The organism is Candidatus Binatota bacterium (genome assembly GCA_012960245.1).
Classification (GTDB): domain Bacteria; phylum Desulfobacterota; class Binatia; order UBA1149; family UBA1149; genus UBA1149.
Genome location: DUBO01000056.1, coordinates 65,456 through 84,063, shown reverse-complemented (window position 1 = coordinate 84,063; position 18,608 = coordinate 65,456). Strand labels below are relative to the sequence as shown.

Annotated in this window: 16 protein-coding genes; 4 read left to right on the top strand and 12 right to left on the bottom strand. The window is 65.7% G+C overall.

All coding sequences use genetic code 11. From position 1 onward, the window contains the following. Positions 1–30: 30 nt before the first annotated feature. The gene (locus EYQ35_11235) at positions 31–1,365 is read left to right on the top strand and encodes a M24 family metallopeptidase (GenBank protein ID HIF64708.1); all 1,335 of its coding nucleotides are present in this window, start codon (positions 31–33) and stop codon (positions 1,363–1,365) included. Between the two features lie 25 nt (positions 1,366–1,390). On the opposite strand, the gene EYQ35_11230 is transcribed toward EYQ35_11235, so the two are convergent. The 6 genes from EYQ35_11230 to EYQ35_11205 all read right to left on the bottom strand — a co-directional run bounded on the left by EYQ35_11230 (position 1,391) and on the right by EYQ35_11205 (position 6,843). Beyond that, entirely contained in the window at positions 1,391–1,681 is a 291-nt protein-coding gene (locus tag EYQ35_11230) for a hypothetical protein (protein HIF64707.1), read from the bottom strand. Next, on the bottom strand, positions 1,678–2,187 hold the full coding sequence (locus EYQ35_11225) for a 6-pyruvoyl tetrahydropterin synthase family protein (protein ID HIF64706.1): 510 nt from the start codon (positions 2,185–2,187) through the stop codon (positions 1,678–1,680). Before EYQ35_11225 ends, EYQ35_11230 begins: the two co-directional genes overlap by 4 nt. Positions 2,188–2,191: 4 nt before the next feature. Then, positions 2,192–3,229: a tRNA dihydrouridine synthase DusB gene (gene dusB / locus EYQ35_11220; GenBank protein ID HIF64705.1), complete on the bottom strand. Its 1,038-nt coding sequence runs from the start codon at positions 3,227–3,229 to the stop codon at positions 2,192–2,194. Positions 3,230–3,343: 114 nt separating this feature from the next. Next, positions 3,344–3,622 (bottom strand): XRE family transcriptional regulator, encoded by a 279-nt coding sequence (locus EYQ35_11215; GenBank protein ID HIF64704.1) that lies wholly within the window; start codon positions 3,620–3,622, stop codon positions 3,344–3,346. A gap of 157 nt (positions 3,623–3,779) precedes the next feature. Next, positions 3,780–4,679, bottom strand: a complete 900-nt coding sequence (locus EYQ35_11210; protein ID HIF64703.1) for an outer membrane lipoprotein-sorting protein — start codon at positions 4,677–4,679, stop codon at positions 3,780–3,782. A gap of 157 nt (positions 4,680–4,836) precedes the next feature. Then, positions 4,837–6,843 carry a hypothetical protein gene (locus EYQ35_11205; GenBank protein ID HIF64702.1) on the bottom strand — a complete coding sequence of 669 codons (2,007 nt, stop codon included), beginning with the start codon at positions 6,841–6,843 and terminating at the stop codon, positions 4,837–4,839. Positions 6,844–7,558: 715 nt separating this feature from the next. On the opposite strand from EYQ35_11205, the gene EYQ35_11200 reads away from it, so the two are divergent. Then, the gene (locus EYQ35_11200; GenBank protein ID HIF64701.1) at positions 7,559–7,840 is read left to right on the top strand and encodes a sulfurtransferase TusA family protein; all 282 of its coding nucleotides are present in this window, start codon (positions 7,559–7,561) and stop codon (positions 7,838–7,840) included. Positions 7,841–8,025: 185 nt separating this feature from the next. Here EYQ35_11200 and EYQ35_11195 read toward each other — a convergent pair whose 3' ends face one another. The 3 genes from EYQ35_11195 to EYQ35_11185 form a co-directional block, all read right to left on the bottom strand. Beyond that, positions 8,026–9,027, bottom strand: a complete 1,002-nt coding sequence (locus EYQ35_11195) for a hypothetical protein (GenBank protein HIF64700.1) — start codon at positions 9,025–9,027, stop codon at positions 8,026–8,028. A 399-nt stretch (positions 9,028–9,426) separates the two neighbouring features. After that, complete coding sequence (locus tag EYQ35_11190; GenBank protein HIF64699.1) at positions 9,427–9,714, bottom strand: hypothetical protein; 288 nt, start codon at positions 9,712–9,714, stop codon at positions 9,427–9,429. A gap of 16 nt (positions 9,715–9,730) precedes the next feature. Next, positions 9,731–10,912, bottom strand: a complete 1,182-nt coding sequence (locus EYQ35_11185) for a GNAT family N-acetyltransferase (protein ID HIF64698.1) — start codon at positions 10,910–10,912, stop codon at positions 9,731–9,733. On the opposite strand from EYQ35_11185, the gene ggt reads away from it, so the two are divergent. After that, positions 10,893–12,623, top strand: coding sequence for a gamma-glutamyltransferase (gene ggt, locus EYQ35_11180; protein HIF64697.1), 1,731 nt, complete (start codon positions 10,893–10,895; stop codon positions 12,621–12,623). The genes EYQ35_11185 and ggt overlap by 20 nt on opposite strands. A 7-nt stretch (positions 12,624–12,630) precedes the next feature. Here ggt and EYQ35_11175 read toward each other — a convergent pair whose 3' ends face one another. The 3 genes from EYQ35_11175 to EYQ35_11165 are packed head-to-tail and all read right to left on the bottom strand — an operon-like array spanning position 12,631 to position 16,706. Then, positions 12,631–13,932 carry an adenylosuccinate synthase gene (locus EYQ35_11175; protein ID HIF64696.1) on the bottom strand — a complete coding sequence of 434 codons (1,302 nt, stop codon included), beginning with the start codon at positions 13,930–13,932 and terminating at the stop codon, positions 12,631–12,633. 31 nt (positions 13,933–13,963) lie between these two features. Further along, positions 13,964–15,556 (bottom strand): phosphoglycerate dehydrogenase, encoded by a 1,593-nt coding sequence (locus EYQ35_11170; GenBank protein HIF64695.1) that lies wholly within the window; start codon positions 15,554–15,556, stop codon positions 13,964–13,966. Position 15,557: 1 nt separating this feature from the next. Continuing rightward, entirely contained in the window at positions 15,558–16,706 is a 1,149-nt protein-coding gene (locus tag EYQ35_11165) for an alanine--glyoxylate aminotransferase family protein (protein HIF64694.1), read from the bottom strand. 309 nt (positions 16,707–17,015) lie between these two features. Here EYQ35_11165 and EYQ35_11160 point away from each other — a divergent pair, with 309 nt between their 5' ends. After that, positions 17,016–18,596 carry a TolC family protein gene (locus EYQ35_11160; GenBank protein ID HIF64693.1) on the top strand — a complete coding sequence of 527 codons (1,581 nt, stop codon included), beginning with the start codon at positions 17,016–17,018 and terminating at the stop codon, positions 18,594–18,596. The last annotated feature ends 12 nt before the right edge of the window (positions 18,597–18,608 follow it).

The following is an 18,608-nucleotide window of genomic DNA, read 5'->3' as shown; positions in this document are numbered from 1 at the left end:
GGGCACGATGCAAGTTTTCGTGCTACCTTCGTGGCGATGACCCACAACGGCCCATCTCCCGACTCGTACCGCCGGCGCCGCGAAACCCTGCTCGCCCGACTCAACGACGCGGTGCTGTTTCTGCCCCCCGTCGAGGAAGCACGCTACTCCAACGACGTGCACTATCGCTACCGGCCCGACAGCGACACGCGCTACCTGAGCGGCTTCGAAGAGCCCTGTTCGCTGATGCTGGTGGCCGGGGACTGCGAATCGAAGGGTTTCTCGATGTTCGTACGCGAACGCGACCCGCAGAGCGAGACATGGACCGGGCGCAGGGCCGGTCTTGAAGGCGCGCGCGAAACCTACGGCGCGGACAACGCGTGGGCCCTGGAACAAGGCGAAGAAAAACTCGAGCAGGCCCTGAGCGGCGCGCGAACGCTTTACTACGGTTTCGGGCGCAGCGCCGGCAGCGACAGCGCGATGCTCGAGCTCGTGAAGCGAGTCAACGCCGGGCGTCCCCGCAGCGGCTTGGCCCCGCTGGTGCTGCACGATAGTTCGGAGCTGATGTCAGAAATGAGGCTTTTCAAGTCCGACGAGGAAGCCGAGCTCATGCGGCGTTCCTGCGCCATAGCCGTGCAGGCCCACATCGCTGTGCTCGAAGACCTACGGCCCGGCCACAGCGAATCTGATATAGAGGCCAGCGTGGAATACCGATTTCGTCGGGGTGGCTGTTCGGGCCCGGCCTACGGCACCATCGCCGCGGCAGGCAATAACGCTACCGTGCTGCACTACACCTCCAACCGGGGGACACCTGGGCAGGGTGACCTCGTGTTGCTCGACGCGGGCGGCGAGTACGGCGGCTACGCGGCCGATATCACGTCGACCTTTCCCATGAGCGCCGACTGGAGCAACGCGCAGGCGGAGTTGTACGACCTCGTGCTCACGGCCCAGCGCAGCGCTCTAGCGCAGGTGAAACCAGGATCGAGCTGCGACAGCGTGCACCAGGCAGCTCTCGGTGTACTCGTGCAGGGAATGCACGACCTAGGCTTGCTCGAAGGCAGCGACACGAACGCTTCGCTGGAGTCGGGCGCCTACCAGCCCTACTACATGCACCGCACCAGCCACTGGCTGGGCATGGACGTGCACGACGTGGGCAGCTACCGCGACGACGAAGGCCCCCGGCCACTGGCCGCGGGCATGGTGCTCACCGTGGAGCCGGGCATCTACGTGCGCACAGACAGCGAGGCACCCGAGCGTTTCAGGGGAATCGGCATACGCCTGGAAGACGACGTGCTGGTCACGGCCGACGGCAGCGACAACCTCACTGCCGCGCTACCACGCGAGCGTGACGAAATATCAAGGATACGCCGCGCGGCGCTTTCCTGACCCACCGGCTGACACCTTTCGGTGCTCAGTCGGCCGCGTGTCTCGACAGGTAGGCGATGATCTTCTCGCGCTCTTCGTCGGCGAGACGCGGCAGCCCCCGGCGCTTAAGCTCGCTCTCCATGCGCGCCACCATGATGCCCCACATCGCCGGTTTCATGATCCCCGGCTCGTAGGGCGGGTGACAACCACCGCAGCGAAGGCTGTAAAGCTGCTCGTCGGCGCTGCCCTGCTCAGGCAGTGCCGACCTGCACCCCGCCCCCACGGCGGCCAACAGCACTATCAACGCACCCGCCTGTAGCGACGATCTTATACTCACGTCCGGGCCTTTCCGGCCAGCTGCCTGCAACAGCGCGCCTCCTGACCGGGTGCCTCGGCAACGGTCACTTCCAGGCTGAGCAGTGTGCGGTCCGCGGGCAGGGCCAACTCCTCGGCCAGGCGATCGCAGAACCACAACGCGAGTTCTTCTGCCGACGAGTGGGCTATGGGGAGCATGGCGCAGTCGACTTCGGGCATGCTGTAGCGCCCGCCGTCGTCGAGACACAACAGCTCCATCTGCCCGTCAGCGCAGCTCACCTCTATTCGGTCGTTGAGCGTGGGCACGATGAAACGCTCGTTCAGTCGCGAGCAGAGCAAGCGGGTGGCCTTCTTTATGTCACCGAAATCCACCACGTAACCGTCCGGCCCTATCTCGCCTTCCAGTAGCACGCTTACTCGGTAGTTGTGGCCGTGCAGCCGCTCCCTGAAGCCCGAGTAGACCGAGAAGTGGGCCGCGTTGAAGCGAAAGTCCTCCTTGCCTACGAATACCTGGAACCTGTCCGCCATTTTATCAGCCTGCCCCCATCGCCGGTTCTACCACTGGCTCCTGCTGCGCCTCGGTCCGGTCGCCCGCCCCTGCCAGGAACTCGCCCAGCAACTGGGTTACTTCATCCACGCTCGCGGCGCTGCCCATGCGCCTTCGCGCTGCGGCCGCCTCGGGCAATCCCTTGACCGCCCGGCAGGCCATGCCCCGGTAACGGCCCATGAAGGCCTGGTCGGGAAGGGTTTCACGCAACAGGTCCCTGAACAACTTCAGCGCGGCGACTTTGTCGGCAGGCCCGGGCGCAAACGGCAGGCGACCGGCCGCCAGATCGCCCACCTGCCTGAATATCCACGGGTTATCGAGTGCCGCCCGGCCTATCAAAAGCCCCGACACCCCGGGTGCCGCCAGCCTCTCGACTGCGGTGCCGGCCTCCACCACGTCGCCGCTGCCGAGCACGGGTATGTCCACCGCGGCGGCCACGCGCTCCACGAGCTCCCAGTCGGCGCTGCCGTTGTAGAGCTGCACGCGGGTGCGACCATGCACCGCCAGTGCGCTCGCGCCGGCCTGTTCGACCAGGCGCGCCACCTCTACCGCGTTGACCGAGTCCTGGTCCCAGCCAGCGCGTATCTTGACTGTCACCGGCACGCTCACGGCCTCGCGCACCTGCCGGACCACCGACTCCAGGCGCTCGGTCTGGCGCATGAGCTCGGCCCCGCCCCCCCTGCGCACGACCTTGGGTGCGGGACATCCGCAGTTGATATCAACTATATCGGCACCCGCCTGTTCGACCACGCGCGCGGCGTCGGCCATGCGCGTGGGTTCCGAACCAAAAATCTGTATGGACACCGGTCGCTCGCGGTCCTCGATCCTGAGCATGGAGAGCGTGCGTTGGTTGTCGCGGGTGATACCCTCGGCGGCGACAAACTCGCTCACCACCAGGCCGAGTGCCCCACCACTGCAATGACGTACGAGGCTGCGAAAGGCACAGTCGGTCACGCCCGACATGGGCGAGAGAACGAGGTTGGTTTTAACCCGTAAGGTTCCTATATCCAGCGGCCTGATCACGCGGGGAAATCCCTTGCCGCGACCGACGCGACGCCCTGCATACAGGGGGGAGCGTGAGGTTACTCGCTGGGGTGTCAGCCTGCAAGCCGCCACCCGCCAGGACGCCGCCCCTTGTCAGCCCCTGCGTTCGAAGCGCGCTATTTCCGGGTGACTGCTCGAGAGCAGCAACAGTCCCTTTTCGTCGTACACGAAGGCGTCCTCTACGCTCACGTCCAGTGCCTTGCAGATACGCATGGCGGTCCTCACCGTGGGCACGATGCGCGAGTTTTTGACCCTGTTGATGTAGCTCTGGGCCAGGCCGGTTCGACGCGACAACTCCATCTCGGTCCAGCCCTTGTCGTAAAGGATCTTGGAAATCCGTGTTTTTATTTCTGCTTTAGTTTCCGAATCCATCTTAAAAACCCCTCTTGCCGCATCCCCTGCGGAACAAGTGGAAGGCTAACGCCGATGACGGCCGGCAGTCAATGACAGAGAGGAATCAGCAGACCTCGAGCGGCCACTTAGTAGTTCGCAGCGATATATTACACCGCCCAAAGGCGGCCAGCTGGGCTCAGGGCGCCGAAGAAGCGTCCGTGGAGGCCTTCGCGGCTGCCTGTACATGGGCACCGCGTTCGAGCGCTTCGACCGAAAAAGTATCGGCCTCCAGGCCCTGATCATAGCTGATCCCGTCCAGGGTGAGGGTGGAGTAGCCAGCCGAAGCGACGGTCTTCATCGTGATCGACAGGGGCGTGGCAAAACCGTGGACAGTGCTCACGCGGTCGATGGTCATCACCCTGGCCAGGTCGCCGTCCCTGTCGTAGTACTCCACACGGCGCGGCAAGGCGTTGCGCTTGTCTATGAAGTTGACCACGCTCCCCCAGGGGTAGCCGCCCGGCAGGTCGGTAGTGGCTACCGCCACGCAGGCAGACTTGCCCGCCAACGAACCGTCAGCGGCACATGGCCGGTCTCCCTGCAGACGGTGGGTGCCGTCCTCTACCCTCACGCGGGCGAGGTCGGAGTAGAAAAAATCAGACCCTACAAAAGCGTCGCCGGCCGTGTGCATGGCCACGCGCCGCGCCCTCCCGTAAGCCGGCAGGTACAGCCACTGGTCAGCAGCTTTGCCTTGCCTGTCTCGGCTGAGCAGGGCCAACCCGTTGAGCGACGAGGGCTCGCGAAAGACGTAGAGCCTGTCGGCCAGTGCCCCCTCGCCGTTGCGACGGTAGGCCGTGCCCCGACGCGACAAGCGGCTGCCGTCGGAAAGCACGACCAGCATCTCGAACGAGGCCCTCATGTCCGCTGCCGGAAAACGAGCACGCTGTGAGCGTTGCAGCCACTGCCGTCCCTCGCCCGCGACTTCACTCGCAAACGCGGGCGACGCACCCAGAAACAGCAACAGTGCCGGTAGCACTCCCAGGCTCCAGCCCGGCCAAACAGCCACGCCCCCTTTCACTCCCCCAGGCATTCCGGGCATAGCCTAGGCCGCTTGCCACCGGTCGGTCAAGCGCCGTAAAACGCGCTGTGGTAGACCAGTGGGCCGCAGCCCGGCTGCCGGCACAAAAAACCCCGCCCCGGCGTTAACCGGGACGGGGCTGTTAATGTCGGGCACAACTGCCCGACAAGGCCTGTCGCTACTGGCAGCTGGTCGGATCACCCGGCGTGTACTCTACCGCCGGATTGTTGGCGCAGTAAAGGGTCGTCGTGAGTTCCTGTACCACCCGGCCCGCACCCGGCAGGCCCACGGCCGAGTTGACGCCCGCGCTCGAAACCGGGGCGATGCAGAACACCGAGGCAGCCTGGGGGTTGCCTGGGTTGGCAACACCGTCGGCCTGTATGGTGGGCAGGAAGCACTCACGCGTCTTGTCCAGCGTGCAGTTGCCCGCGCTCAACGCACCAAACTGGCAATCAGCGTTAACAGTGCAGCTGAGGTAGCCCTCGCCACTGGCCCGCACAAAGCCGTCGCAGGTACTCTCCACAACACCCGGACACTCGGCCTCGTTGCCAGTTGTCGCCGTGCAGACCGTGCTGAACGAAATGCATGGATCGGGACCGTTCATCACGCCCGCGCCAGTGACGGTGCAGATACCCGCTCCCACGGCGGCACATTCAGCGTCGTTGCTGCAAGGCACGGTGGTGTCGGCGCTGCATTGCAGGCAGTGGCAGTTATACGCCCCGAAGGGGAACGGGCAGGTCTTGGTGGCGGTAAGCGTCCGCGTACCCGAGGTCAGGCTCAGGTCAATGGGCAGGCCCTGCCCCGAAACGTTCTTGCCCACCGCCGGCATACAGTCGAGGCTGTACTCGCCGCCCACAGACGCCGGCGTGTAAGCCTCGCAATTCTCCGATGGAGCGTTGGGACAGTCGGAGTTCACCTCGCAGGGACCAGACGTAACGCTGCACCTGCGCCTCACGTTGGGGAAGGTATGGTTGAGGGCCGTCGAGTCACAGGACTCACCCATGTTGCGGCCGAAGCTGCAGATGCCGCCCCTGACGCCGTCGTCGTACACGGCATCACCGTCACAGGTGGGACAGGGGTTGAAGAGATCGAGGCCCAGGAACACCTGCGTGCGCAGGGCGGCCGCTGTCTCGAATTCACCCGTGTCGACGTTGGCAGTGCCGATGAGATCCTGGGAGAGTCGACTTACCACGCAGACCGCTATGCCGCCAGATGCCAGCGGAAAAGGCGCGCCGAGAAAGCACTGGCAGGTGTCGCCACCGCAGTCGTCGTTGTCGACCGCAAAGGGCTCGTCGCAAATAACCCGCAGGTCATTCTCGCAGCGGCAGTTACCTGCCGACGGATCGACACCCTCCAAGGAGCATTCACCGCAACCGCCCACGCCCGGAGGGCCCTCGCAAAGTAAGGTTCCAAGCCCGGTCGCAAAATCGTTAACGTCGGCGTCGTGACCTATCCCACTGGCACCCGAGTCAAGCTCGGTTGTGGTCTGGCAACGGCCGATGGTCAGGTTGCAGGTGCCGGCCGGGCAATCGAGGTCACTGGCACACGCGCCGCCGGTGCCGGCCCACAGGGTGGCTGATCCGGAATTCGGGCACTCGGGGTGCTGGCATCCGCTGCCTATCTCCAGCTGGCAGCTCGCGTCGCAGCAGTCGCCGGGAACGACGCCACCGTCGTCGCACTGGTCTACGCCATCCTGGACATAGCCATCGCCGCAGGACGCGTCCGTGCAGTCGTTGAGACAGGCGTCGGTGTTGTCAGAGTTTCCGTCATCGCAATCTTCGCCGGCTCCCGTGGCCCCGTCGCCACACACGACCAGGCTACCGAGCCCGGTGAGCCCATCGAAAAGGTCGCTGCCGCGGGTGTCCGAGTCGTCGAACACGCAGGTCTTCAAGCCGGCAAGGTCGGTGGCACAAGAGCCCACCGTGCTGAGGTCTGCCGCCGTACAACTCTTGTCAAAACCGGACTCGCCCTTGCTGCGAGCGCCGGCGATCTTACCCTTGGGGTCAGCGGCTATGCAGCTGCTGTTATCTTCAGCGCCGCCCTTTTCCGCACCTGACTGGCACTTGGTCCTTTCCTTGAGAATGGTCGCGAGGTGCTTACCCTGGGTCTTGCCGATGGTGCCGTGGCACTTGGCCTCGTCCTTGCCCAAGGGGACACCGGGAGCGCCCTGGCCCGAAGTGCTCATGGCCTGCACCGAGGTCTCGATCAGGCAGATCTGGCACTCGGCCACGTCAGCGAATGTAGCGATCGCGGGAACCGTGACGTCGCAGGGAGCCGGGCAGGAGAAGAAGTGGAGGTCGCCGGGTGTTCCTACCACGGCCTGCGGACACTTATCCTTGGCGCCACCAATCGCGTCGCGCAGCTTGGACTCGGTCTTGGCAACCTTACCCTTGATATCGGCTTCCGAGATGTCGTTGCAGTCGACCGCAGGGGCGATCTTTCCCTTGACGCGGTTCTTGTGGCAACCGCCGAGGGTCTTGGCCACGGTCGCGGCGAGCTTGCTGCCGTTCTTTGCCAGGGTCGAGCGGCATTTCTGCTCAAACTTGTTGTAGGAGGCCTGCGCGTCACCAACCAGGGCGAGCGCCAGGATTCCAGCCATTGCTACACTTAAGAAACCACCGTGCTTGATCGTCATCTGAATTTTTCTCCTCTGTTACAGCCCAGCTCGGCCATTACCTGCCGCCTCAACCAGTCTAAGGCAGGCGGTCAGCTTCCGCCGCCATAATCCTAACGTTTGTACATGGTTTTGGGTCCTATTGGCAAGGGTAAAACCCCCCCGATCGGGGTAAAAAATGCACAGGCTGTGTCTAGTCCTCTTCCAATCGCAGTTTGTAGCCGCCAAAGCACCCGGTTATCTGGTGCAACGCGGCCGGGCACTGCTGGCCGGCAGCTGAGATGACATGAGCGAAATAGACAAGAATGCAATGCGCGAACCGGCTCGCCGCCTGGACCTCCGGGGGGTAGCCTGCCCGCTCAACTGGGCCCGCGCCAAGGCGGCTCTCGCGCTCATGGCTAACGGTGAGCTTCTGGAACTACTGGTAGACGACCCCAGGGCGCCACTGGACATCCCCCGGGCGGCCGAAGCAGAGGGTCACGTGGTGCTGGCGGTGAACGTGAGGGGCCCGGAAACGCCGTCGCCAGGATCCGCCGGCGAGACAAGCACCATACTGCTTGAAAAGTAGTCGAAGCTGCTGTCTCAGTAGCGCGCAACAGCACGCAACACGGTGCAACACTGCCCCCCGGGCCTTGGCAGGCTGCAGGCTGCTGGCTGCAGCCATAAAAAAAGGGCCCCCGGTGGTGTCCGGGGGCCCCTGTGAAGCCTGGGCGGTGGGCCGTCATGCGACCCACCGCCTCTCAATACTTCGTTCTAGTTGGTCAGCACCAACTGCGCCTGGATGACGTCAACACTATCTTCCGAGCCAGCTCCATCAGCGTAGATATCGCTATCCGAGGAATCGTGCCTGTACTCAAGACGGAAACCAACGCCGTCGGCCAGCTCCCAGCCAGCAGTTACAGTAAGGCCCCAGAGCTCATCGTCACAACCAATGCCACAGTCCGCGTCTACGAACTCAAGGCGCGCATCAAGGCTGGTGTTGCCCAGGTCGGTGCCAGCATAAAGAGCTACGCTGTTCACTTCCACGTCGGTGCCGGAATCGGGATCCATTTCCGTCAGGTTGGCTTCCAACGCGACATCCATGCCCGCCAGCTCGCTGGACAGGATCAGGTTCAGGATGGTCACATCGACAACGTCGCTTTCCTCGGAAAAGAGTCCCGAGAGGCTGAAATCAACGTTACCGGCAGCACCGCCGACCGAGCCGATCAGGCCCTTCTCGTCGTCGCTGTCGTTGCCCGGCCCAACGCCATTGACCACGCCCAGCATGATGTCCAATCCGGACGTGCTGCTGCTCACGGTCACACCGTCGTGGTTGATGGGCTGCAGGCCCCATGCAATCGAACGGCTGGCATGCGCGTTGCCCCAGGGCTCAAGCACTTCGTAACCTATGGGCGTATCGATACGACCAGCCGTTACTGATGCGCTGCCAGCGTCGTAGGTTACATTCGCGGTCATCACTTCCACGCCGTCATCCGACGAGCTGGAAAGATCACCCATGTTGAGCTTGGCGCCGTAGCTCACGTCGCCGTTACCGCCTGCCACGCCGAGCTGCACGAGGTCGATGTTAAACGACTCGTTACCGCTGTCAGACTGGTTGGCGTACAGGAAGCCGTTGCCACCTGAGTCCGGATCGTTGACGTCAAACACGTACGAAGCCGAAGCCCCGATGCTCACGTCAGGTCCGTCCGCCAGCGCGACGCTACCCGTTGCAGCCAGGAATACCCCGACCGTTATTATTGTTATGAATTTTCTCATTCCTATGTCCTCCTTAAAAGGGATTAAATCCCTACACCCCGTTTTCTAGTTTCCGACTACCAGTACCTTCTCATGACTCCCCCCGGCCAGTGCCCCCTGGGGAGAACCACCGAAGAAGGCCCGACAGATCAATATGACCCGCCGCGCCCTTGGCCTTGCCGACCAGCCTGCCTCTCTGCCTGGAAGCCCGATAATCGGAAATCCAAAGCAGAACGACACGCCATCCGGAAATGCCGCTCCATCCAAGGTGCCTATCCGGGCAACTGATTTCAACTGTCGGGGGAGATTTTTTCGATACTTTCCATGACGCAACGCGCGTGTTGTTCGCGTGCCAACAACAAAGCGTTAGAAATTCGTCACTTGCGCGTACGTCAAGGGAAAAATCCCGCCACGAGCCTTTTACGCCGCGCGGCCGCGGCCGGCCAACAGTTCAGCCAGGCCGAGACACAGGCTGCCAAAAACGAGCCCCATGGGCAGTCCCATCGCTGTTCCCGCGCCCAACAGCATGTGCCTGGGCTCGGCCATGCGCAGCTCGGTGGTGTAGAGAACGTTGCCCGGGTACTTCTCCAGCGCCCGCAGGGCCTTGTAGTAAGGCTCATCGCCGAGCAGGCCGCTCCAGCACGAAACGCTGGCCACCAGGCCCAGCGCCACCAGCACGCCACCGAAAGTCCTCAAGTACATAGCCACGGTTCACCTCCCGACCTTAAAGGTCCCTCCAGTACACGCGAGGCAAATCACCCTTGCGCCCCTTCCACTTCGAAGCCGGCACCCGCCCGCGCTCGACCTCGACGAAACCCTGCCGCTCAAAGAACTCGCCGGCGGCCCGATCCGCGGTGCAGGCAAAGACGGCGCGCAGCTTCAACTCGCGCGCCCTGCCGAGCAGGTGGGCGAGCAGGCGAGCACCCACCCCTCCGCCCTTGAACCGACTTATGGTGTACAAACCCGAGATCTCGGCCAGGCGGCTGCGACGATAAGGCGCGGTCCTGAGCGCGGCCACCCCGGCCAGGCGGTGGTGCTCGAACCAGGCCCCGTAAGCGCTCTGCAGCAGCTCGTAGCGCTGCTGCTCACTGCGAGCAAGCAGGTAACCCTCGCGCTCGCCCTTGGCGAGCAGGCGCAAACCGTCGGTGTAGTCGTCCACGCCCAGGCGCCCGAGCCTGCAGTAGGTATGAGCGCTGAGCAGGGTACCGCTGCCCCGGTAGCTGAACAGCTCGGCAGCGCAGCCCTCGGCCGAAGTCAGGTTGATGGCCTCCACACCGTCGCCCAACGCAGCCAGCATCAAGCCGAGTTCGGCGTGACTCCAGCCACCTGTATCCCGGTCGCCCGCCAGCAGGCGCTTGAGACCTGCCGCGCTGACGAAGGAGCCGCCAGCCCCCTGCCCGGTCACAGCCAGCCCGCCCCTGCCGTCGACAAGCACCACCTTGCCTATACCCAGCCGCGAGGCCAGTTGCAGCGAGAAGGCCAGGGATTTCACGGCAGCGGTCCGGGGCCGCTTCACCCTGACCAGCCGGCTCTCTACCAGCCGCGCAGCCAGCCGCGCCAGCACCGGGCTACCCTCGGCGAGGTCGCGACTGCCCGGGCCGACCGCCGACCGAGCCGCATCCGACACCACGACCACCATGCTGCGATTGGCGACCAGCTGGTCAACCACCGCCTGCACGGCTTTTTGTGGGCCCGGATCGGCCAGGTGGAAAAGGATGGCCCTGCCGCGGAAGGCCTGCAGGTAGAACTGCTTCTCGCCGGGCGGCGGAAGCTCGCTGCTCGCTGTCTTTTCTTCGGCCTTGCTCATATCGGCTCTCGCTGCGCCCCCCATCCCGGCAGACGAGGGATTCTTGCATACGCTCGCCCTCGCTTCTACAACCCCAAGCGTGAAGCGCACCGCGAACATTTACTTGACGTCGGCGGCGGCCGTCTTGTTCGTCCTTGTGACAGCCGCAGCTGGGCCCCTGGTCGAAGCTGCCTTGGGGGCCGATGGCGGGCAGCTATCAGGCCAGCTGTTGTCCGGCCGGATGGGTGCGGTGGCCGCCGAGCACCGCCTTGCCTCCGAAGCGGGGCTCGAAATACTCGCCCTTGGCGGCAACGCCATCGATGCCGCCGTTGCCGCGACGCTCGCCACCGGCGTGGTCAACCCCTCGTCTGCGGGACTGGGCGGTGGCGGCTTCATGCTCCTTTGGTTGGCCGATGGGCGGGGCGCCCGCGCCCTCGATTTTCGCGAGACCGCGCCGTCAGCGGCCCGGCGTGACACTTTTATGTCCGAAGGCCTGGCCGACGACGCCAGCCGCCGTGGCGGACTGGCGGTTGCCGTACCGGGTGAAGCGGCTGGCATGGCCTGGGCTCTGCAACACTACGGCAGCCTCTCCATGGCCGAGGTGGCCGCCCCCGCCATACGGCTTGCCGAGCAGGGCTTCAAGCTCGAAGCTCACCTGTCCGACTCCCTCGCCCGCCACCGCGACGAACTGGCGGCCAACCCCAGCCTGGCCTCCGAGTTTCTCCATGACGACGGCAGCCCCTTCGCCGAGGGTGAGACGCTGAGGCGGCCCAAGCTGGCGCGCACACTGCGCGTGCTGGCCGATGAAGGCCCCTCGCCGTTCTACAGCGGCCCCATCGCCCGTGACCTGCTCGCAGCCCTGCGCGCGCACGGCGGCATCATGAGCGAAGAAGACCTGCGCGACTACCGGGTGATCGAACGCGAGCCGGTCGCGTTCGCCTGGCGTGGGCAGACCGTGCTGGGGATGCCCCCGCCCAGCAGCGGCGGTGGACTTATTGGCCAGGTGCTGGCGGTGCTTGCCCCCTACCGCCTGGCCCAGCTCGAACACAACAGCGCCAGTTACAGCCACCTGCTGGCCGAAGCCATGCGCGCGGCCTTCGCCGACCGCGCCCGCTGGTACGGCGACCCCGCTTACTTTGATGTTCCCTTGGCAAGGCTGCTGTCACCCAGGCACGCCGACTGGGTGCGCTCACGGCTGAGCGCGGTAGCGCCCGTCCCCGCCCGGACCTGGGGGGGCTCGGTGACCAGCGACGATGCCGGCACCTCGCACGTGTCGGTCATCGACTCCCAGGGCAACGCTGCGGCCTGCACGAGCAGCGTCAACACCGGCTTCGGCGCCATGCTGGGAGTCCCCGGCCGCGGCTACCCACTCAACAACACCATGGACGACTTCAGCCTCAGGCCCGGCCGCGCCAACGTCTACGGCCTGGTCGGCAGCGAGGCCAACTCGGTGGCCGGCGGCAAGCGTCCGCTGTCGAGCATGTCGCCCACCCTGCTGGTGGCCGACGGCAAGGCACGAATGGCGGTGGGCGCTTCGGGTGGTCCGCTCATCATCAGCGGCACGCTGCAGGCTCTGCTCAACGCAACCGAGTTCGCCAAGGGTCCGCTCGACGCCATAAGCGCCCCGCGCCTGCACCACCAGTGGATGCCGGACCTTCTCATGCTCGAACAGGGCGCCGGGCAACACCTGGCCGACAGCCTGCGCCGGCGCGGTCACAAGCTGGTGGTGGGTAAACGCGCGGCGGCCGTACAGATGGTCGTGCGGCGCGACGACGGAACATTGCTGGCTGCGTCTGACCCACGCAAGGGCGGCGTCGCTGCTGCCCGTTGATCGGCCGTCAGACGCCGAAGGGGTGCTCGAGAACCAGGGTGCGCAATCGGTCCTGGCCCAGCGAGACCACGTCCACGGGCACGCCCGTAAGCTCTTCGATCCTGGCCAGGTAGGCCCGCGCCGTGCGCGGTAGATCGTCGAGGCTTTGAGCAGCGCCTAGGTCTTCGTCCCAGCCCTGCATCTGCTCGTACACGGGCTCTACCAGTTCGAGGGCCGCCACCGTCGAAGGCACGTCGCAGGGCTCGCCGGCCGGGTCGCGGTAGCCGGTGCAGATGTTGAGCGTTTCGATACCGGTGAGCACGTCGAGCTTGGTCACCGTGAGACCGTCGACGCCGTTGATGCGTACCGCCTTGGCCAGCAGCACGGCGTCAAGCCAACCGCACCTGCGGGGCCTGCCCGTGGTGGCACCGAACTCGCCGCCGGTCTCGCGCATGCGCTCTCCCACCTCGTTGTCGAGCTCGGTGGGAAACGGCCCCGACCCCACCCTGGTGGTGTAGGCCTTGGTGATGCCCAGCACGCGGCCCACCAGTGACGGTGCTATGCCCGCGCCGGTGGCGATGGCCCCGGTACCGGTATTAGAAGACGTCACGAAGGGATAGGTGCCGTGGTCAACGTCGAGCATGAGCGCCTGGGCGCCCTCGAACAGCACCTTGCTGCCCGACCTCGTGGCCTCGTCGAGCCAGCTGGAAGTGTCGGCCACCAGTTCCAGCAAGCCGGCAGTACTCTCGTCGAGTTCGGCCAGCACCGAGTCAAAATCCAGTGCACCTTCGCCAAGCATGGCCTCGAGATAGGCGTTCTTCTCAGCCAGGTTTTCTCTAAGACGCGACACGAAGCCGTCGCGGTCGAGCAGGTCGCCGGCCCTTATTCCGATGCGCGCGACCTTGTCCTCGTAGGCCGGGCCTATGCCGCGGCCGGTGGTGCCTATCTTACCCTTGCCGCGCTTGCGCTCGCGGGCCTGGTCGATGGCCTTGTGGTAGGGCAATATCAGGTGCGCTTCCTGGCTCAGCATGAGGCTGCCCGGCTCGACCAGGTAGCCGCGGGCGCGAAGGCTCGCGAGCTCGGAGGCGAGCACGCCGGGGTCCACCACCACGCCGCCGCCTATGACACAGGTGGTGTCGGCGTGCAGGGCACCCGACGGCACCAGGTGCAGCACGGTCTGCTCACCATCAACCACCAGGGTGTGGCCGGCGTTGTTGCCGCCCTGGAAGCGAACCACCACGTCGGCGGCCTCGGCCAGCAGGTCAACGATCTTGCCCTTACCCTCGTCGCCCCACTGCAGGCCAACCACGGCCACGCTGTTGGTATTGATATTCACTGTTCTTGGATCCGCACTCGCGGGCCTACAGGCAGACCATGCGCGCGCCGGTTATCTCGGGCAGGGCCCGCAGGCTCTCGAGCTGAGCGGCGTCAAGGGGGTCGTCCACGTGAAAGAACGACACGGCCTCACCGTCAACGCTGCCCAGCACCACGCCCGAAATGTTGATGTTGGCCTCGCCCAGCAACGCGCCCACGCGTCCCACCACGCCCGGCACATCCTTGTTGTTGAGTATTAGTATGTTGCCCTCGGGGATGGCCTCGAAGTAAAAATCGTCGAGCCGCACCAGGCGCACCGTCGCGCGGCCGAACACGGCGCCCGAAATGACGTGCCCGCCGGTCGGGCCACTCAAGCGCACGGTGAGCGAACTCGCGAAGGCCGAGCTCGCACGCTCGCGCACCTCGACCAGGCGCACTCCGCGTTCGCTGGCTATGGACTCGGCGTTGACAGCATTTACCGGCGCGGCGAAAAAGCTCGAGAGCAGGCCCTTGAGCACGGCCGCGCTCACCGGGCGGGTGTCTTCGAGGTCGGCCGCCTCGCCGTGGTATTCCACCGTGACCTCGGTGGGGGCATCACCCTCGGCCAGCTGGCCGTGCAGGCGGCCCATGCGCTCGGCCAGCAAAAGATACGGCGCGATGCGCTCCGCCATTTCGACCGAAACCGACGGCAGGTTGATGGCATTGACCACCACCCCGTCGACCAGGTAGTCGCGCACCTGCTCGGCCACGGCCAGGGCCACGTTGAGCTGGGCCTCTCCGGTGCTTGCTCCAAGGTGGGGTGTGGCCACCACCGCCGGGTGCTCCACGAGGCGAAAATCTGTGGGCGGTTCTTCGGCGAACACGTCCAGGGCCGCGCCAGCTACCTTGCCCGACTCGAGCGCCCGCAGCAGCGCTTCTTCGTCGACTATGCCACCCCTGGCGCAGTTTACTATGCGTACGCCGTCGCGCATGGCGGCGAAGGCATCGTCGCCCACCATGCCGCGGGTGTCGTCGGTGAGCGGGGTATGCACGGTCAGAAAATCAGCCCGCGCGTACACTTCTGCGAGCGTCGCCAGCTCCACGCCCAGCCGGGTAGCGCCCTCCTCGGTGAGAAAAGGATCGTAGGCCAATATCTTCATCTTCAGGCCGCGCGCGCGATCGCTGACGATGGCGCCTATGTTTCCAAGCCCCACCACGCCCAGGGTCTTACCGCAGAGCTCGGTACCCACAAAGTCGCTGCGTCGCCAGTCGCCCTGCCTGAGCGTGGCGTTGGCCTGCGGTATGTGGCGCGCCAGTGCCATCATCAGCGACACGGTGTGCTCGGCGGTGGTGACGTTGTTGCCCCCGGGCGTGTTCATGACGACCACGCCACGGCGCGTAGCCTCGGCGACGTCTACGTTGTCCACCCCGATACCCGCGCGGCCCACGACCTTCAGCTCTGTTGCAGCATCCAGCAGCTCGGCCGTGACGCGAGTGCCGCTGCGTATGACCAACCCTTGGGCGTCGGCTACAACAACGGCGAGATCTTCGGGCGACAGGCCGGGTTGGTAGTCCACCGACAGCCCCGGCGAAGCCTCGAGTATGGCCAGGCCCTCGGGCGCCAGCTTGTCCGAAACAACAACCTTGCAAACCTCGGCCATGCTAAGCGTACATCTCCATGAGCAGTTTCTGGGCAGCGGCCGTGCCGCGCCCGAATTCGACCTCGTGGCCCAGCCCCGCCAGCGCCATTTCCAGCGCCGACAGCGCCACCACCACGTCAAAGGTATCGGCGTAGCCTATGTGGGCCAGGCGCACGATGCGGCCCTTGAGGTGGCCCTGTCCGCCGGCCACGGTCACGCCCATGGTATCGCGCAGGTACTTCGTGAGCGCGCCGCCGTCCACCGTCTCGGGCAGGCGCACGCCGGTGGCCGCCGGGCTGGGAGCGTCGGGCGCCAGCAAGTCCAGGCCCATGGCCAGCACGCCCGCGCGCGTGGCCCGCGCCAGGATGTCGTGCCTGCGGTACACCTGCGGCCAGCCGCCGGTAGCCTCCACCAGTTCGAACACCGCCGCCAGTCCCGTGACCAGCGACACGGCCGGTGTGTAAGCCGAAGTATCCTTGGCCAGCGCGTCGCGTTCGCGCGCCAGGTCAAAGTAATAGCGCGGCAGGTCGGCGTTCTCGTTCGCGCGCCAGGCCTTCTCGCTCAGGGCCACCAGGGCAAGCCCCGGCGGCAACATCATGGCCTTCTGCGAACCGGTAACGAGCACGTCTATGCCGCTGGCGTCCATGGGCATGTCGGCCACGCCCACCGAGGTTATGCCGTCCACTATGAGCAGGCAGTCGCGGTCGCGGGTCAAGGCGGCCAGCTCGGTCACCGGGTGCAGCACCGTGGTCGAGGTTTCGCTGCCCTGCACGAGCACGGCCTTCAGGTCGTCGGCCTGCGCGAGGATGGCTGCCACCTGGGCCGGGTCAACGGCCTTGCCCCACTCGACATCCAGCGCTGTAACGCGGAGGCCGTAGCGCAGTGCTATTTCTTCCCAGCGCTCACCGAACTTGCCGCCCTTTACGACCAGCACGTGGTCGCCGTGGCTCAAGGTGTTGGTGACCGCGGCCTCCATACCACCGGTGCCCGTGCAGGCGAGCATCATCACGGGCTGCTCGGTGGCGAACATGGCGCGCGCACCGGCCGCGGTTTTGCCGAACAACTCGCTGAACTGCGGCGTGCGGTGGTGAATGATGGGCGCGGCCATGGCCAGCTGCACCTCGGCGGGTACCTGGGTGGGCCCGGGGGCGAGCAGATGGCGCTTGAGTATCGTTGTAGTCATGGCGTGGTCCGAACAGGCCGGATGGCCACGCGCTGAGGAGTCTACGCGGCAGGCGGGCCGGCTGTTGCCGGTATGGCTAATTATTCCCCGAGGGGGTGGATGTCAACCGGGCAGGGGTCAACCGGTCCCGTATAAACCGGCCAGGGAGTACCCCCGGGGTCTTGACGGCAGGCCGGGGGCCGGTCAACGTCTAGTGCGGGTCTTTGCGTCCGCAGGGTAAACAGCACCGTAAGCGTGCGCGGGGCCGCCCTTAATACAGTGATCAGCCCCCGCACAGCCATCGCCTGCGCAAGTCTCTTGCTCGCCTCAGTGTCAGGCGCCACAGCCCTGGCCCTGGAGAGCGCGCCGGCACCGCTTGTACCGGCAACGCTGGAGATGAGCCTCCGCGAGGCCGTGGCCACCGCTGTAGCCGGTAACCCGGGCGTGCTGGCCCGCGCCCAGTTGCCCGTGGCCACGCGCAGCGGCGAGCTGGAAGCACTGGCCGCCTGGGAGCCGGTGATAAAGCTCGAGCTGGGCTGGGACAGCAGCAGCCTGGTGCCGACCAGCGCGCTGGCCGGTACGGAAGACGGCGACTCCGTGCTCAGCGAAGAGCAGGCGTCGGGCTCGCTGTCGTTGTCCAAGCTGCTCAGGAGCGGAACCACGCTGGACCTTTCGCTGGCCGCCGCCCGGCGCGAAACCAACTCGTCTTTCCAGGGCCTGGTGCCCGAGTACCGCCCCAGCCTGGGCCTGGGCCTGGAGCAGCCGCTGCTGCGCAACCGCTGGGGCATGCAGGACGAAATTACGCTGAAGCTGGCACGCAACGACACCGCAGCCGAGCGCGCACGCTTTGCCGCCGACCTCGCCGACTTCGTATTCGCCATCGCGGGGGCCTACTGGGACGTGGTGCTGACCGAGTCGCGCAGTGAGGCCGCGCAACTGGCCCTGCAGCTTGCCCGCAGCCTGGCCGCCGACGCCGAAAAACGCGTGCAGGTGGGCATGCTGGCGCCGGTAGCCGTCAAGGAGGCGCGCGCAGAAGCCGCGAGCCGTGAGGAGCAGGCCCTGTCGGCCGGCAACGAAGTCCGCCTCTCGCTGCTCAGGCTCGCGCACATGGTAAGGGCGGGCGACGGCCGCCGCCCGTTTGAAATCCAGCCCGCGCACGGCCACGAGCCCGTCGCGTCGCAGGCAGACCCCGAGCGCTCGCTGGCGCTGGCGCTGGCGCGCCGACCCGAACTGCGGCTGGCCCGCCTGCAACGCCAAAACCGCGTGCTCAGCGTGGGTAAGGCGAGAGACGACCGGCTGCCGTCACTGTCGCTGTCGGCCGGTTACACGCTTCTTGGCGCCGGTGGACGCGCGGTACCCATAAGCCCCTTCGGCAGCGACGAGGTGGTGAGCAGCCCCTTTGGTGGCAGCTGGTCGGAAGCTATCGACCTGTTGGCCGACGGCGACTTCAACCGCTGGTCGGTGGGATTGAGTTTTGAGTTGCCATTGGCGCGCAGTGCTTCCCGGGCCCGGCTCGATAGGGCCCAAGCCAGGCAACTGCAGGCCGACCATGAACTCGAAGATCTCGAATCCACCGTGATCCTGCAACTCGACCGCGCCCGCGCCGACCTGGCCTCGGCCTGGCAGCGAGTGCAGGCAGCCCGGCTGGCGGTAGAACTGGCCGACGAAAACCTGCACGACCAGCGCCGGCGTTTTGAAGAGGGCATGGTCACGACAACCGACGTGCTGAGTTTTCAACAGAAGCTGGCCGACTCCATGGCCGCCCGTACCCTGGCCGTGACCGACCACGCGCTGGCCGAGGCCAGTCAGCAGCGCGCCCAGGGCACGCTGCTGGAGCACTACGGAGTCAAACTGGAAGGCGACGAGCAGCAGGCCCGTCCCTGGTGGGCCTCTTTCTGACCAGCACGCGGC